Source organism: Methylobacterium sp. NFXW15 (assembly GCF_049887755.1).
Lineage (GTDB): Bacteria > Pseudomonadota > Alphaproteobacteria > Rhizobiales > Beijerinckiaceae > Methylobacterium.
In genome coordinates this window covers 32,921-47,623 of sequence record NZ_JAGEKG010000012.1, presented here as the reverse complement: position 1 = coordinate 47,623, position 14,703 = coordinate 32,921, and the positions used below count along the sequence as shown (strand labels likewise).

Genomic DNA, 14,703 nt, shown 5'->3' with positions numbered 1-14,703 from the left:
CAATGCATCCGGGGCGCTTCGATAATCCGTAGGGACGCCCCGCGCACGGCCTGATAGACGGGTAGCCGGGCCAGCGCGCCGGGCTACCATATTTCCGGCTCGAAGCCCCGCCGATACCTGCAGCCTGCCCGTGTGATGGAACCCAGTCGCAACAGCGCGGACGAGAACGCGCGCCTCCGGGCGCTGGACAGCTATCGCCTGCTCGACACCCCGCGGGAGCAGGACTTCGACGAGATCGCGGAGGCCGCCGCCGAGCTGTGCGAGACGCCCATCGCCGTGGTCAACCTCGTCGGCGACGGGCGTCAGTTCTTCAAGGCCGAGGTTGGCCTCGGCGTCCGCGAGACCCCACTTGAGAGCTCGTTCTGCCGGCAGGCCCTCCTGCAGGAGGACTTCCTGTACGTTCCCGACGCGACCCGCGACGCCCGCTTCGATTGCAACCCCCTGGTCCGAGGCGAGCCCGGCCTGCGCTTCTACGCCGGCGCGCTGCTGAAGACGGCGGAGGGCCACCCGGTCGGCACGGTGTGCGTGCTCGACACCAAGCCGCACGCGCTCACCGAGCGGCAGCGCAAGGGCCTGATGCGCCTCGCCCGCCAGGCCATGGCTCAGATGGAACTGCGCCGCTCCCTCAGGGAGCAGGCCGAGCAGCGGCTGCTGCACGAGCGCATCCTCGACAGCGCCATCGATTACGCCATCATCGCCACCGACCCCGAGGGGCGGATCACCCGATGGAACGCCGGCGCCGAGCGCATCCTGGGCTGGACCGAGGCCGAGATGCTCGGGCAGCCCGCCGACACCTTCTTCACGCCCGAGGACCGCGAACGCCGGAGGGCCGGGACCGAGATGCGCCTCGCCTGCGAGTTCGGCGCCGGCGACGACGAGCGCTGGCACCTGCGCAAGGACGGCACCCGGTTCTGGGCGTCCGGCGAGATGATGCCGCTCCGGACCGAGGCCGGCCAGACCGTCGGCTTCATCAAGATCCTGCGCGACCGCACCGACCAGCGCGAGGCGAACGCCGCGCTAGAGGCCAGCGAGCTCCGCTACCGATCGCTCGTCGAGGTCAGCCCGCAGGTCGTCTGGTTCGGGGACGCGGGCGGCACGGTCACCTACTGCAACGCCTACTGGTACGAGTACACGGGCCTGCCTCAGGACGAGGCCGGCCGGGTCGGCTGGGGGGAGGCCATCCATCCCGACCACCTGGAACCCGTGCGGGAGGCCTGGGCGGCCGCGGTCGCCTCCGGACAGCCCTACGAGATCGAGTTCCCCCTGCGCAGCTCCGACGGCCGGTACCGCTGGTTCCTGTCGCGGGCGCGGCCGGTGATGAACGAGGCCGGCGCGGTCGCGAGCTGGATCGGCACGTCGCTCGACATCCACGACCGCCGCGTGGCCGAGGACGGGTTGCTCAGGACCCGGGAGCAACTGCGGCTGGCGGTGGATGCGACCGCCACCGGCATCTTCGACTACGACCTCGTCGCGGACGACCTCGTCTGGGACGCCCGCACCAAGTCCTTCTTCGGCCTGGGGCCGGACGCGCATGTCGACCTCGATGTCTATCTCGCACGCGTCCACCCCGCCGACCGCGACCTCGCCACCGAGGCGGTGAACGCGGCCCTCGATCCGGCGGGGAGCGGCACGTACGACGTTTCCTACCGGACCGTGGCCGCTGAGGACGGGACCGAGCGCTGGGTGTCGGCCAAGGGCCAGACCCTTTTCGAGAACGGGCGGGCGATCCGCCTCATCGGCACCGCGCGCGACATCACCGCCGACAAGCGTGCCGAGGAGGCGGTGCGCGAGGCCGAGGAACGCTACCGTCTGGCCGCCCGGGCCACCAACGACGCGATCTGGGACTGGGACCTCGCCACGAACCACGTCCTCTGGAACGAGGCGCTCCATACCGCCCATGGATACGCGCCGGACGCCGTCGAGCCGACCGGGGACTGGTGGATCGCCCACATCCATCCCGACGACCGCACCCGGGTCGAAGGCTCGATCCACGGGGTCATCGACGGCACGGGGACGGGCTGGATGGACGAGTACCGGTTCCGCCGCGCCGACGGCACCTATGCGGACATCCTCGACCGCGGCAACGTCATCCGTGACCGGGACGGAAAGGCGGTGCGGATGATCGGAGCCATGTTCGACATCAGCGAGCGCAAGCGCGCCGAGGAGCACCAGCGCCTTCTCACCGGCGAGTTGCAGCACCGCGTGAAGAACACCCTGGCCATGGTCCAGGCCATCGCCGCACAGACGTTCCGGAACGTCGGCGGTGCCGAGGTGGCGCACGAGGCCTTCTCCGCGCGCCTGATCTCGCTCGGTCGGGCGCACGACATCCTGACCCAGGCGAATTGGACGGAGGCGCCCATCGCCGAGGTCGTCGAGGGGGCCCTTTCCGTCCATCGCGGGGCGGCCGCTTCCCGCATCCGCGCCAGCGGGCCGGACGTCCCCCTGTCCGCCAAGGCGGCCCTCGCGCTGGCGCTGTCCCTGCACGAACTCGCGACGAACGCGGCCAAGTACGGGGCCCTGTCCGTGGAGGCCGGCAGCGTCGACCTGCGCTGGCACGTGGTGCACGAGGGCGGTGCCCCCCGGTTCTCCCTGACCTGGGCCGAGCAGGGCGGCCCTCCGATCCTGGCGCAGCCGACCCGGCGCGGCTTCGGCTCCCGCCTGATCGAGCGCAGCTTCGCGTCCGAGGTCGGCGGCGAGGTCAGGCTGACCTACGCCCCGACAGGCCTGACTTGCCGGCTGGAAGCACCGCTCGCCGCGATGCAGGAGACACGCGGCGACGAGGCAGCCGCGTAACGCGCCCCGTTCCCCGGACCGGGCATCGTCCCGGGGAGCATCTGCCCTCGGGGCGGATCAGTTCAGTCGCTTCGGTTCCCCCATCCTGGCGGCCAGGGCCCGGCCGATCTTGAACAGTGCGTTGCGGAGGTCGGGCAGCGCCTCCTTGCCGCCGTCGACCTCGATCAGCGAATGGGCGAGGAGCAGGTGATCGGCGACTTGGTCGAGGCGGGAGCTCGGCATGGTGTTCGGATGTGGCACCGGCGGCACGAAGCGCTCGATGTTGCCGTAGGCCGTGATCGTGTCCGTCGCGCCCTCGGCCAGTTCGGTCACCGTGCCGAGATGGCCGATGAATGCATCCCCATGCATCCCGAACGAGGGGACGCCGCCGGCCCCGACCCAGCGGAGGGCGCCATCCGGCTTGATCAGCCGGTACCGGACGCTGAACTCCTCGCCGCGACGGACAGCGACGGACATGGTTTCCTCGACAACGGTCCTGTCGTCGGAATGGACCCGGGCCAGCCATCCACGTCCCAGGGCGTCGGCAACCTCCTGGCCGGTCAGCGTCGTCCACTCCGGACTGGCGTAGACGCAGCTACCGTCCGCGTCCGTGACGAAGATCATCGGCCGGCCTCGGCTTGGGCGAACACCCGAAGACAGTATCGTTCCGCCGGCGTTAGACAAGCGGCGAACCGACAAGCCGCCCGACGGCATCGTTAGCCCGACAGCCACCGAGGACTCCGTGGCATCCCCGCCGAGAGAGTTGCGGCGGGACCCGCTTGGCAAATCCCGCCGCCCGTCACCCACTCAGCCGCTTATCGACCGAGGCGGGTGAGCCGTCACATCCGGTGACCGCGGTGATGGCCCATCATGCGGCCGCGCATGTGGTGGTGGTGCATCATGCGGTGGCCGCGGTGATGGCGCATCATGTGACCGCGCATGTGGCGGTGACCCATCATGTGGCCGCGGTGGCCGTGCATGCCGTCCATCCGGACCTCGGTTACGGCGGTCGGTGCCTCGACCGCGCCGACCAAGCCGGGGGCGGCGGAAGCGGGGGCGACCGAGAGGGCCCCCAGGGTCGCCAGGATGGCGGCGGCAAACAGAGATTTCTTCATGGGCGTCCTCGCATCATCTTTGCCGGCCCGACGTCGGGTCGACGGCGGCCAGGAACAGGGAACGGCACGGCATCCGCCCCGTTCCGTCAGCTAAGCTGTCTTCCTCGGGGGAGCCCGGGACGGGCCTTCCGCGCGGCGCCCCACCGTCGAGGCGACCCGGGTCCCGACCGAAGCCCGGGGTTTCCGGCCGCGGCGTCGCGACCGGGCCGCATGCCAAGTCCGGCGTTGTCCCCCGCCGCCGCCGGGGCTATCCACCCGTGTGACCGAGGGGGCCATGGACGCCGAGAACGAGAGGCTGCGACGGCGCGAGCGAGAGCTCGAAGACCGCGTCGCGCAACTTGAGGCACGCTTGGAGGCGTCCCGGGGCGACGGCCTGCGGCGACCGGGCCAGGGGCAGCGCACCTCGGCGGCCTCCGCCGACCTGCTGTTCACGGCGGCGGAGAAGACCCGCATGCCGCAGATCATCACGGACCCCAACCTGCCCGACAACCTCATCGTCTTCGCGAACCGGGCGTTCCAGAACCTGTGCGGCTACGACGCCGGGGAGCTGATCGGGCGCAACTGCCGGTTCCTCCAAGGACCGCGCACCGACCCGGCCGACATCGCCAAGGTTCGCGACGCCATCGCCGCCCGGCGCGACGTCGTCGTAGAGATCCTGAACTACCACCGCGACGGCACGCCCTTCCGCAACGAGCTGTACGTCAGCCCGGTCTTCGACCCGGACGGCCACCTTCGTTACTTCTTCGCGAGCCAACTCGACGTCACCCGGTTCCGCACCGCCGAGGGCGTGCTCGCCGAGAGCGAGGCCCGCTACCGCGCCCTGTTCAACGCCGTCGACAGCGGGTTCTGCATCATCGAGATGCGCTTCGACGCGCGCGGGCGCGCCGTCGATTACCGCTTCGTGTAGGTGAACCCGGCCTTCGAGATCCAGACGGGGCTGCGCGACGTGGTCGGACGCAGGATGAGCGAGCTCGCACCCGCCCACGAGCGCTCGTGGTACGACACCTACGGGCAGGTCGCGCTGACCGGGAATCCCGTGCGGTTCGAGAGCGGCGCGGTGGCCCTCGGCCGCTGGTTCGACGTCCACGCCCTGCGGGTCGGCGAGCCCGAGCAGCACCGTGTCGCCGTCCTGTTCAACGACATCACCGACCGCCGCCGGGCCGAGACCACGCTCCGGGCGACGGCGGAGGAGAAGGCCACCGAGCGCGACCTCGTCTGGCGCGCCAGCCGCGACCTGCTCGTCGTCTGCGGCTTCGACGGCATCTTCCACTCCGCGAACGACGCCTGGACCGCGACGCTGGGATGGGACCTCTCCGACGTCGTGGGCGCCCGTTTCGACGCCCTCGTCCACCCGGACGACCGGGACGCCGCGGCGCACGCGTTCGAACGGGTCAGCGCCGGGGACGCCATCGACGACGTCGACGTGCGCGTCCGGACGCGCGACGGCGGCCACCGCTGGTTCTCGTGGAACGCCATCCCGACGGGCGACCGCTTCTACGCCGCCGGCCGCGACGTCACCGAACGGCGGGCCCTGGAGGAGCAGCTCCGCCAGTCCCAGAAGCTGGAGGCGGTCGGGCAACTCACCGGCGGCGTCGCCCATGACTTCAACAACCTGCTGACGGTGATCAAGTCGTCGACGGACCTGCTGAAGCGACCCGACCTCGCCGAGGAGCGTCGCGTCCGTTACGTCGGCGCCATCGCCGATACCGTCGACCGCGCCGCCAAGCTCACGGGCCAGCTTCTCGCATTCGCCCGCCGACAGGCGCTCAGGCCCGAGACCTTCGCGGTGAACCGCGCCGTGGCGGCGGTCTCCGACATGGTCGGCACGCTCACCGGGTCCCGGGTCCACGTCGAACTCGACCTGCCGGAAGGCGAGAGCCGCGACCTGCACGTGAACGCCGACCCGAGCCAGTTCGACACCGCCCTGGTGAACCTCGTGGTCAACGCCCGCGACGCGATGGACGGCGAGGGCCACCTGCGCATCCGGCTCCGCCGGGCGAACCTGGTCCCGGCCGTGCGGGCGCACCCCCGCCGTCGCGGGGACTTCGTCGCGGTCTCAATTTCCGACACGGGCACCGGCATCGCGCCGGAGAACCTGGAGCGCATCTTCGAGCCGTTCTTCACGACCAAGACCATCGGCCAGGGCACCGGCCTCGGGCTCAGCCAAGTCTTCGGCTTCGCCAAGCAGTCCGGCGGCGAGATCACGGTCGAGAGCGCGCCCGGCGACGGCACGACCTTCACGCTCTACCTCCCGCGCGTCGCCCCTGCCGAAGAGGTGCGGGAAGCGGATGAGCCGGAGGAACTGGCGGAGGGGCATGGCACCTGCGTCCTCGTCGTGGAGGACAACCTCGAAGTGGGGGCCTTCGCCCAGCAGGCACTGAGCGAGCTCGGCTATTCCACGGTCTGGGCCAAGGACGGGCACCAGGCGCTGGGCGAGATCGAACGCATCCCCTACCGGTTCGAGGTGGTGTTCTCAGACGTGATGATGCCGGGGATGAACGGCGTCGAGCTCGCGGGCGAGATCCGTCGGCGGCGCCCCGACATGCCCGTCGTCCTGACCTCCGGCTACAGCGACGTGCTGGCCGCCGAGGGCACCCATGGCTTCGACCTGCTGCGCAAGCCGTACTCGGTGGCCGACCTGTCACGCATCCTTCGCCGGGCCGTGCAGGACGCGGGGACGCGTCGCCGCAACCGGGAGCTTCGGTGAGGGTGGCCGGCTACGCCACCAGGCGGCGCATCGCGGCGGAAACCTCCTCGCACCGGTAGGGCTTCTCGAAGAACACCCCCCGCGCCGGAAGGTCGTCGGGCTCCGGGTTCACCTTGCCGGAGGTCATGATGATCTCGACGGGAGGCCATCGGTCGCGGATCACGTGGGCGAGCCTGAGGCCGTCCTCGCCGGCGCCGAGGTCGATGTCCGAGAACACGAGGCGGATGTCGGGTCGTGCCTCCAGGATGCGGACGGCGTCGTCCGCCCCGCGGGCCTCCAGGGCCTCGAAGCCCGCATCCTCGACGAGGTCCAGCGCCATCAGGCGCATCACCGGCTCGTCCTCGATGACGAGGACCGTCCCGCGCTGACCCGAACCCGATGTCACGACCACAACCCTCATGCTTGCTGCAACTGGACGAGCGGCGCGCGCATCGTCGCCTCGAAACCTTCCTCCGGATAACGCAGGTCGACGCCGCCCGATCCGGCGAGGCCCATGCGGATGAGCCGCGATCCGAACCCGGCGCGGTTCGACTGCGCGGGGGCGACCGGCGGCGGACCGCCACGCTCTGTCCACGTCAGCACCACCTCGGCGGCCTCGCCCGCACCCTCGAAGCGCCACGCGACCGCGACGCGGCCCGTCGGCACCGATAGCGCCCCGTACTTCGCCGCGTTGGTCGCAAGCTCGTGCAGGAGCAGGGAGAACGAGAGCGTCGCCCGCGGGTCGAGGTCGAACTCGGGACCCTCGACGGTGACCCGGTCGCCGTGGCCCGCCGCCGCGAGGACGGCGAGGACGACGTCGCGGGCGGGTGCCGCCGTCCACGTCTTGTGCAGGAGCACGTTGTGGGCGGTCGACAGCGCGTGGATGCGCCGCTCGAACGCTTCCACGGGCGCGCGGTCGGGAACGCTGCGGAGGGTCTGCGTCGCGATGGAGAGGACCATCGCCAGCATGTTCTTCAGCCGGTGCGAGATCTCCTCGTTGAGGATGCGCTGGTCCTCCTCGGCCCGCACGCGGGCGACGCCCGCCTCAAGGCGTTCGGCGACGTTGCGCAGGAATCCCAGGGTCTCCGGCGACCAGCGGTGGGGCTTGCCATCGTGGACGATGAACACCGCCACCGTGCGTCCGCGGTCGCGGACCGGCATGTTGACGATTGCGACGATGCCGATGTCGAGCAACGGTCGTGGGTCGTGGCGCGTGCGCGGATCGGTGAGTACATCCTCGATGACGAGGGCCTCGCCGCGACGCAGGTCGTCACGCAGGTCGCCGTAGTCGGCGAAGCGGTGCCGGCCGACGATGCTGGCGACGCCGGGGGCCGTCCAATCCGTCTCGATGTCGATGAACTCGACGGCGGCGTCGACCCGCCCGAACCCCGCGCGCGTCGCCCCGAGGGTGGTCCCGACGATCTCGGCGGCCGCGTGGACCATCTCGGGGATGGCGGTGAGGTCGCGCAGCCGGTCACCCAGCGTGAGCAGGGCCACGCGCCGCGCGTCGGCCTGAACGCGGTCGGTCACTTCGAGGAAGGTGACCGCGAACCGGTCCGAGCCGACGGCGAAGGCCCGCCCCTCGTACCACCGGTCGAGGGCGCCGACCCGACGGACGAACTCATGCGGCTGCCCGGTCCGCACGACCTCCGCGAACTCGTCGACCCAGGCGTCCTCGATTCCCGGCAGGACCTCACGGATCGTCCGGCCCACGACCTCCGTCGCATCGATGCCGACGAGGTCGCCCCAGGCGCGGTTGACCTCGACGTAGCGCCAGTCGACGACGGCGCCCGCCGCGTCTCGGACGACCTCGCCGACGATGAAGCCTTCGCTCAGCCGCTCGAACAGGCTGCGCCAGTAGGCTCCCGTCTCGGCGAGCGCCGCCTCGCCGTCGAGGCGCTCGTACACCGCCGCCATCAGTCGGGCGAGCGTCTCGAAGAAGGTCAGGGCCTCCCGGTCGAAGGCGGGGATCTGCGTCGAGGCGAAGGCGATGACCGCGCAGAGCTCACCCCGGCTGATGACCGGGAAGCCCGCGTAGGCGTCGAGGCCGAGGCTGCGCGGGCCGGCCCGCTCTGGCTCAAGCCCGACCTGGAGGCCGGTCAGGACCAGCGGCTCTCGCGTCTCGGCGACGATCCCGCAGAGCGGCGCGCCGAACGGCATCCGTTGGAGGGCCCTGCGCACCTCGGGGTTGACGTTCACGGCGTGGGTCAAGCGCAGGTGCCCCCGGTCCGGGGTCAGGTCGTAGAGGTAGGCCCGGTCGAACCCCAGGGCCTTGGCCCCGTCGTTCAGGATGGGTTCGAGGACCGCCGCGGGGTCGTCCGCTGAGACCAGGGCCGTCGAGGCCCGGGCGAGGACGTCCAACCGCTGCGCTTGGCGGATCTCGGCGGCCTGGGCCTCCAGCAGCCTGTCACGGTCCTCCACCGCCCTCCGCATCTGGAGCTGCGTCACGACCTGGGCGGCGAGCGTGCGCAGGTCTTCCTTCTGGTCCGGGGTCAGGCCCCCGGGCCGCGGCTTGGTGTCGATGACGCAGAGCGAACCGAGCACCTGCCCGTCCGGCATGCGCAGGGGCGCGCCGGCGTAGAAGCGGATGAACGGCTCGCCTGTGACCAGGGGGTTGGCCGCCGTGCGCGGGTCCGCGGTCAGGTCGGGCACGATCAGGAGGTCGGGCTCGGCCAGCGCGAACTTGCACACCGAGCGGTCGAGGTCGGTCTCGCAAGAGGGGAAATTGACCCGCGCCTTGAACCACTGGCGGTCCGCGGCGACGAAGCTGACGAGGCCGACGGGGACCTGGCAGAGCCGCGTGGCGAGGCGCACGATGCCGTCGTAGGCGGCCTCCGGGACGGTGTCGAGGATGCCGAAGGATTGCAGCGCTGCGAGCCGCGGGTCGTCGGCGACGAGAAGGTCGATGTCGTTCATGCCCGGCGTGTTCATGCCGACAACGCCCTGCGTGCGGACACGGGGTCGGGAGCCCCCTCGGGATCGAGCGAGACGAGGGTGCCGTCCGGTGCGAACGAGGCGCCCAGGACGAGGGCGAAGTGCACGTGGACTCGGCGATGGCACTCGCAGGACGCCGCCTCCAGCGCTCTCCTGTCGCGGACCGTGATCCGCGCCCGGGCGATCTCCACGAGCCCCCGCTCGTGGAGGCGGTTCAGGATGCCGCTGAGGTAGGTCCGGCGCACGCCGAGCATGTCGGCCAGCAGGTCCTGGGTGACCGGCAACACGTCGCTGCCCAGCCGGTCGTGCAGCGTCAGCAGCCACCGCGCGCAGCGCTGCTCGATGGGGTGCGCGGCGTTGCAGGCGACCGACTGCACGACCTGCGCGAGCAGGCAGTCGGCGTAGCGCACCATGGCGTTCCGGACCGGCAGCGAGGCGCGCTTGGCCGACTGCATCTCGGCGGCGCCGATGCGCACCGCCGCCCCGCCCATCTGGACTACGGCTCGGTTGAAGGCGGGCAGGAAACCCTCGCTGACGACGCCGCCCAGCGCACCCTCGCGCCCGACGGTGGCTGTCTCGATGGTCCGGCCCTCCTCCAGCGGCACGATCAGGGTGACGACGGTCCCGTCGAGCGGAAAGACCACGGAGGTGACGTCGTCGCCCGGCTCGAACAGGACGTCGCCGCGGACCAGGGAGATGAGTTCAGCGTGGGGCGCGAGCCGCCCGCGCTCACCGGGCGGCAGGGAGCGCAGGAGGAGGTTGCGCTCCATCTGAGTGGTCGAGCAGGGCGGCATTCTTTGAGGCAGGTCGGTTTCCTTCGCCCGCTCTAGCTCGGCCAAGGCGCCGTGTCCGTTCTGTAGTGAACACTTCGCGGTGAAAAGGGGCGGAAGTGCGGGTGGTCGGTGACCGCAAACAAAAGGGCCCCGGCCGCATCGCGACCGGGGCCCGCATCCTCAACCCCGAACCTTACAAGCGAGGATGACGGAAGCCGTCACAGCCGAGGTAGGTGCCCGAGGCCGGGTCGTAGGACGCGAAGCGGGCTGCGCAGTAGCCGGAACCGCCCACCGCGACGGGGCGGGCATACACGAGGGCCGGCTCGTAGACCGCCACGGGACGCGCCGCGGCGTTCGCGGCCGCCGAGCCGATACGGTGCCCGCCGTGAAGCCGAGGAGCCCGGCACCGACCGCGGCGCCGACGCCTAGCCCGCGACGATACCCGTGGCCGCCCCGCCAGCCCCCGAAGCCGGGGCGGTGCCAGCCGCCGTAGCCGCGGGACTACGAGCCGGTGGTCGGGAGTGCGCCCGCCTTCAGGGCGCTCATGGCCTTGCCGGCTCGGCTTGTGTCGGAGCGGCGGCGAGGCCCACCAGCAAGGCCAGGGTGGCGACACCGGTCATGATCCTCGTCGAATGTCTCCGTCCTCGTGAAATATGGGAAAGCCGCCCGGCAGCATTTCACGAGGGCGGGAGCGGTAACTCGGGATCGTGGTTCCAAAAATACGGCTATATTTTCGTATCGGCATGCAAAGTGGAAGACATTTGGAAACGCACGCGAGTGACTTGAGCGCTATAAATCATGAAAGGCACGGGCCGGTCGGGAGATTGGTCTTGGAATTCAAATTTTGGGTGCTTTTCCGCACGCCGACACCGCGGACATAGACCTGTACCGGTATGTGCGCATCATCGACATCGCTGACCGGCACACCATCTGCGAATCCATAAGGCCAGGCACAATGGTTCGGGCCGCGCCGGGCCTGTTCCGTTCCTCCGAGCTGCCTGCGGACCATCGGTCCGAGGGTCTTTCCCTTCCCCAGGTTGTACCGGCGCCCCCGTGCCCTTCGGCGACTGGTACGGCCGCGTGGCCGGGCCTCGCACGAGGCCCGGCCCGTGCCTTTTCGATGGAGCTTCGATGGACCTGTACTGCGAGACGGCCGTGCGCGAGGCGACCGAAGCGGGCCTGATGCCGCGCGAGATTGACGCCCTCCTGCAAGGCCGCCCGTTGACCGCGCTGGTGCCGCCGCTGCTGGCCGAGGCGGTTGACGACTACGCCGACAGGGCCACCAGCGAGCTCTTCATCCGCTACCTCGTGGAAGGTCCGGACGGCGACGCGGCCGTCGCTTGAACCGCGGTCGAAGCACTGCAGGCTTTCCCGGGCAGGTGCCGGGGGGCGGCCGCGACCGTGCATCCGCAGTCGCGTTCGTGCGTATTGAAGAACGCACGGAGGTCACCATGCCCGATGACAAGGACCGCACCGACGAGGCGCCCACGCCGACCGAGGATCTCGGCCTGCCGACGCCGCCGAGCCCGGGGCGGATGCCGCCGCCCCACCTTCCGCCCCCTCCCGAGGACGACGCATCGCCGACGAAGTCGCCCTCCGACGGTAGAGGATGATCCTCCCTTACCGGTCGGCCCCGCCACGCTGCGCGTCGGGGTCGTCTCCGGGATCAGGCGGTGAGGCGCTGCGCGTTGTCTGCGACCAGTTCTCGGTATCGGGCTACGACCTGCCCAGCGCTGCCGCCGGCCATCAGGGTGTTGGTGGCCTCCATCGCGGCCAAGACCTTCTCGCCCACCATCGAGACGATCTCAGCCTGGCCCTCGGCTCCGCCCCAAGCTATGCGCACGAGGCGCAGCTCGATGACCTTCTGAGCCTCGATGGCGAGGAGGAAGGCGGCGAAGAACGGGTTCGGCATGGAGGCTCCGGTCGGACGATGTCCTCCGGGAACGCCTGGGCGATGCCCCGGTGCATGCCTGCGATGACACAGGCGGGCGATGAGGCCCCCACGATGCGACCACCGCAGCCGTGCCGCCTGCTCTATTCGCCCCAACGGATGGCCGCCGGTTTCGCCTTCGCGTCGGCGGATCTGGTCGCCCTGTTCGGAAGCGACGTGGCGTCGGCAATTCGGCCGCTCGCGGCGACGTCGTGGAGCCGGACGGCCTCGATAGGCTGCGCGTATAGCTGTGCTCTGCCGGGCCGGTCGGGTGCGCGGGCGCTGCTGGCCCGGCCCTTCGAGGACAGGCTCTTCTTGGCCGGCGAGGCCACTCATTCCTTCGATTTCACCACCGCCCACGGCGCCCACGACAGTGGGCAGCGGGCCGCCGACGAGGCCATGGCGGCGCTCGGGTGCCAACGCGGCCAAGCGGCCTGACGGGAGCTCCGGCGGCGTCCACGTGGCCGCAGGCGCCGGAACATCAGCGGATGGGGCCGATTTCCGTAGCTCCCGGACAGCATCTCCCGACACGCGCGCCGCATGAGCTGTCCCGTTCAAAGGCGGCGCGACAGGACAGTTTCATGACCGACGCCGCCGACAAGCGCCTCACGATGCAGGACCCGCGCACCCAGTACCCGCAGCCCCCGTTCCCGCGGCAGCCGCAGGAGGCACCTGGCCTCGCGGGAGCGATGGACCCGAAGCCGGACCACGGCGAGACGAGCTACCGGGGCCATGGCCGCCTCGCCGGCCGCAAAGCCCTGGTGACCGGTGCGGACAGCGGCATCGGTCGCGCCGCCGCCATCGCCTTCGCCCGCGAGGGCGCCGACGTGGCGCTCAGCTTCGTCGAGGCGGAGATGCCGGACGCCCAGGCGGTGGCGAAGCTGATCGAGGCGGAGGGCCGCAAGGCGGTGCTGCTGCCTGGCGACATTACCGACAAGGCGTTCTGCGAGACGCTGGTGAAGAAGGCGGCGACCGACCTCGGCGGGCTCGACATCCTGGTCAACAACGCCGGGAAGCAGACGAACCAGAAGGACATCGGCGACATCACGGACGAGCAGTTCGACCGGACGCTGAAGACCAACCTCTACGCCATGTTCTGGATCACCAAGGCCGCCCTGCCGCATATGCCGGCCGGCGCGTCGATCATCAACACCGCCTCGGTCGTCGCCTACAACCCGCCGCAGATCCTGGTCGACTACGCAACCACCAAGGCCGGCATCGTTGCCTTCTCGAAGGCTTTGGCCAAGCAGCAGATCGCGAAGGGCATCCGGGTGAACGCCGTGGCGCCCGGCCCATTCTGGACTGCGCTGCAGCCTTCGGGCGGCCAGCCGCAGGAAGCGGTCGAGAAGTTCGGCTCCGAGGTGCCGCTCGGCCGCCCCGGCCAGCCGGTGGAGCTCGCGCCTGTCTACGTCTTCCTGGCGAGCCAGGAGGCGAGCTACGTCACCGGCGAGGTTTACGGCGCGACGGGCGGCAACGGCACAGCATAGGCTTCCATCATCCGGCCGGATGCCGGGGCGCGGCCGGCATCGGCCGTCAACCCCAGGCGTTCGGGCACCGAACCTCTGGAAGGACAATGCTGTCATGGCCCTGCATTTTGAACGCCTCGGAACGGGCCGGCCGCTGCTTATGGTCCATGGGCTCGGGTCCAATCTCCGCACCTGGGATCCGCTCCTGCCGGCATTGCGCGACTCGCGCGAACTCATCTTGGTCGACCTGCCGGGACATGGCAGGTCGGCCCCGCTCGTGGGTCGGCAGACGATAGAGGCCCATGCGGACGCCCTCTCCGGCTTCGTGCGTTTGCAAGGCCTGACGACGGCGGACCTCGTCGGCAGTTCGGTGGGGGGCCGGCTGGTGCTGGAGCTGGCGCGGCGAGGCATCGGTCGGCACTGCGTGGCACTCGATCCCGGCGGTTTCTGGCACGGATGGGAAACACGCTGGTTTCACTGGACGCTCGCGGCATCGATACGCTTGGTGCGATTGCTGAGGCCCTTCCATGCCGGCCTGCCGCGCCACGCCTTCACCCGTACGCTGCTGCTCGCCCAACTGTCGGCCCGTCCGTCGGCACTGCCACCGCAGCTTGTCGCAAAGGAGCTACAGAGCCTGGCGGCCACACCGGTGTTCGATGCGATGCTGCGTGAGCTGGCACGCGGGCCGTTGCAGCAGGGTTCGGCAACGGCCCCCGGCCTCGTCACCATAGGCTGGGGCCGCCAAGACCACCTGCTGCTGCCGCGCCAGGCTGCACGCTCTCAGGCAGCGTTCCCATCGGCCCGTCTGCATTGGTTCGAGCGCTGCGGCCACTTCCCGCATTGGGATCAGCCTGCCGAGACGGTGCGCGTGATCCTTGAAACCGTCGGGAAGGATGCGCCTTGAATTGCTCGTCGAACACCCGAGCTCACGGTCATCCGGTCGGGCTTCCAGGTCTACAGGGCGCTGAGCGACTGCCGCCACCGCGAGAACGGCGTGGCGGCCGAGGATACCGCCGGCATCGACCGC

The 14,703-nt window shown here is 70.5% G+C and carries 14 protein-coding genes and 1 pseudogene; 8 read left to right on the top strand and 7 right to left on the bottom strand.

Translation table 11 applies throughout. The features are described 5' to 3' along the window. Positions 1–135: 135 nt before the first annotated feature. Positions 136–2,793 carry a PAS domain S-box protein gene (locus J4O73_RS21205; RefSeq protein ID WP_426220620.1) on the top strand — a complete coding sequence of 886 codons (2,658 nt, stop codon included), beginning with the start codon at positions 136–138 and terminating at the stop codon, positions 2,791–2,793. Between the two features lie 57 nt (positions 2,794–2,850). Here the strand turns inward: J4O73_RS21205 and J4O73_RS21200 are convergent, their stop codons facing one another. Further along, complete coding sequence (locus tag J4O73_RS21200) at positions 2,851–3,396, bottom strand: PAS domain-containing protein (RefSeq protein WP_426220618.1); 546 nt, start codon at positions 3,394–3,396, stop codon at positions 2,851–2,853. 215 nt (positions 3,397–3,611) lie between these two features. After that, positions 3,612–3,887: a hypothetical protein gene (locus J4O73_RS21195; protein ID WP_426220616.1), complete on the bottom strand. Its 276-nt coding sequence runs from the start codon at positions 3,885–3,887 to the stop codon at positions 3,612–3,614. A 274-nt stretch (positions 3,888–4,161) separates the two neighbouring features. On the opposite strand from J4O73_RS21195, the gene J4O73_RS21190 reads away from it, so the two are divergent. Both J4O73_RS21190 and J4O73_RS21185 read left to right on the top strand, forming a co-directional pair. Continuing rightward, entirely contained in the window at positions 4,162–4,794 is a 633-nt protein-coding gene (locus J4O73_RS21190; protein WP_426220615.1) for a PAS domain-containing protein, read from the top strand. Between the two features lie 54 nt (positions 4,795–4,848). After that, the gene (locus tag J4O73_RS21185) at positions 4,849–6,594 is read left to right on the top strand and encodes an ATP-binding protein (protein WP_426220613.1); all 1,746 of its coding nucleotides are present in this window, start codon (positions 4,849–4,851) and stop codon (positions 6,592–6,594) included. A gap of 10 nt (positions 6,595–6,604) precedes the next feature. Here the strand turns inward: J4O73_RS21185 and J4O73_RS21180 are convergent, their stop codons facing one another. From J4O73_RS21180 to J4O73_RS21165, 4 genes are all read right to left on the bottom strand, one after another. Continuing rightward, a complete protein-coding gene (locus J4O73_RS21180) occupies positions 6,605–6,979 on the bottom strand; it encodes a response regulator (RefSeq protein WP_426220611.1) in 375 nt (124 codons plus the stop codon). Between the two features lie 11 nt (positions 6,980–6,990). Beyond that, complete coding sequence (locus J4O73_RS21175) at positions 6,991–9,489, bottom strand: GAF domain-containing protein (protein ID WP_426220609.1); 2,499 nt, start codon at positions 9,487–9,489, stop codon at positions 6,991–6,993. An 11-nt stretch (positions 9,490–9,500) separates the two neighbouring features. Further along, positions 9,501–10,301 carry a Crp/Fnr family transcriptional regulator gene (locus J4O73_RS21170; RefSeq protein ID WP_426220713.1) on the bottom strand — a complete coding sequence of 267 codons (801 nt, stop codon included), beginning with the start codon at positions 10,299–10,301 and terminating at the stop codon, positions 9,501–9,503. 172 nt (positions 10,302–10,473) lie between these two features. Next, the gene (locus J4O73_RS21165) at positions 10,474–10,617 is read right to left on the bottom strand and encodes a BA14K family protein (RefSeq protein WP_426220607.1); all 144 of its coding nucleotides are present in this window, start codon (positions 10,615–10,617) and stop codon (positions 10,474–10,476) included. Positions 10,618–11,411: 794 nt separating this feature from the next. Between J4O73_RS21165 and J4O73_RS21160 the strand changes: the two genes are divergently transcribed. Together J4O73_RS21160 and J4O73_RS21155 are read left to right on the top strand one after the other, a co-directional pair. Beyond that, positions 11,412–11,624 (top strand): hypothetical protein, encoded by a 213-nt coding sequence (locus J4O73_RS21160; protein ID WP_426220606.1) that lies wholly within the window; start codon positions 11,412–11,414, stop codon positions 11,622–11,624. Between the two features lie 107 nt (positions 11,625–11,731). Further along, the gene (locus tag J4O73_RS21155) at positions 11,732–11,893 is read left to right on the top strand and encodes a hypothetical protein (RefSeq protein WP_426220604.1); all 162 of its coding nucleotides are present in this window, start codon (positions 11,732–11,734) and stop codon (positions 11,891–11,893) included. Positions 11,894–11,946: 53 nt separating this feature from the next. On the opposite strand, the gene J4O73_RS21150 is transcribed toward J4O73_RS21155, so the two are convergent. Further along, positions 11,947–12,192 (bottom strand): hypothetical protein, encoded by a 246-nt coding sequence (locus J4O73_RS21150; RefSeq protein ID WP_426220603.1) that lies wholly within the window; start codon positions 12,190–12,192, stop codon positions 11,947–11,949. A gap of 141 nt (positions 12,193–12,333) precedes the next feature. On the opposite strand from J4O73_RS21150, the pseudogene J4O73_RS21145 reads away from it, so the two are divergent. The 3 genes and pseudogenes from J4O73_RS21145 to J4O73_RS21135 all read left to right on the top strand — a co-directional run. Next, a pseudogene (locus tag J4O73_RS21145) lies at positions 12,334–12,648 on the top strand (FAD-dependent oxidoreductase); the annotation flags it as partial. 143 nt (positions 12,649–12,791) lie between these two features. Next, the gene (locus J4O73_RS21140; protein ID WP_426220601.1) at positions 12,792–13,697 is read left to right on the top strand and encodes an SDR family oxidoreductase; all 906 of its coding nucleotides are present in this window, start codon (positions 12,792–12,794) and stop codon (positions 13,695–13,697) included. A gap of 94 nt (positions 13,698–13,791) precedes the next feature. After that, entirely contained in the window at positions 13,792–14,580 is a 789-nt protein-coding gene (locus J4O73_RS21135; RefSeq protein ID WP_426220599.1) for an alpha/beta fold hydrolase, read from the top strand. Positions 14,581–14,703: the final 123 nt, after the last annotated feature.

What these genes read in the sequence shown, in the direction of transcription:
- J4O73_RS21175 (WP_426220609.1), bottom strand. Translation starts at nt 9,489, where the DNA reads ATGAACGACATCGACCTTCTCGTCGCCGACGACCCGCGGCTCGCAGCG.
- J4O73_RS21155 (WP_426220604.1), top strand. Translation starts at nt 11,732, where the DNA reads ATGCCCGATGACAAGGACCGCACCGACGAGGCGCCCACGCCGACCGAG.
- J4O73_RS21205 (WP_426220620.1), top strand. Translation starts at nt 136, where the DNA reads ATGGAACCCAGTCGCAACAGCGCGGACGAGAACGCGCGCCTCCGGGCG.
- J4O73_RS21140 (WP_426220601.1), top strand. Translation starts at nt 12,792, where the DNA reads ATGACCGACGCCGCCGACAAGCGCCTCACGATGCAGGACCCGCGCACC.
- J4O73_RS21195 (WP_426220616.1), bottom strand. Translation starts at nt 3,887, where the DNA reads ATGAAGAAATCTCTGTTTGCCGCCGCCATCCTGGCGACCCTGGGGGCC.
- J4O73_RS21150 (WP_426220603.1), bottom strand. Translation starts at nt 12,192, where the DNA reads ATGCCGAACCCGTTCTTCGCCGCCTTCCTCCTCGCCATCGAGGCTCAG.
- J4O73_RS21135 (WP_426220599.1), top strand. Translation starts at nt 13,792, where the DNA reads ATGGCCCTGCATTTTGAACGCCTCGGAACGGGCCGGCCGCTGCTTATG.
- J4O73_RS21160 (WP_426220606.1), top strand. Translation starts at nt 11,412, where the DNA reads ATGGACCTGTACTGCGAGACGGCCGTGCGCGAGGCGACCGAAGCGGGC.
- J4O73_RS21200 (WP_426220618.1), bottom strand. Translation starts at nt 3,396, where the DNA reads ATGATCTTCGTCACGGACGCGGACGGTAGCTGCGTCTACGCCAGTCCG.
- J4O73_RS21170 (WP_426220713.1), bottom strand. Translation starts at nt 10,301, where the DNA reads ATGCCGCCCTGCTCGACCACTCAGATGGAGCGCAACCTCCTCCTGCGC.
- J4O73_RS21190 (WP_426220615.1), top strand. Translation starts at nt 4,162, where the DNA reads ATGGACGCCGAGAACGAGAGGCTGCGACGGCGCGAGCGAGAGCTCGAA.
- J4O73_RS21185 (WP_426220613.1), top strand. Translation starts at nt 4,849, where the DNA reads ATGAGCGAGCTCGCACCCGCCCACGAGCGCTCGTGGTACGACACCTAC.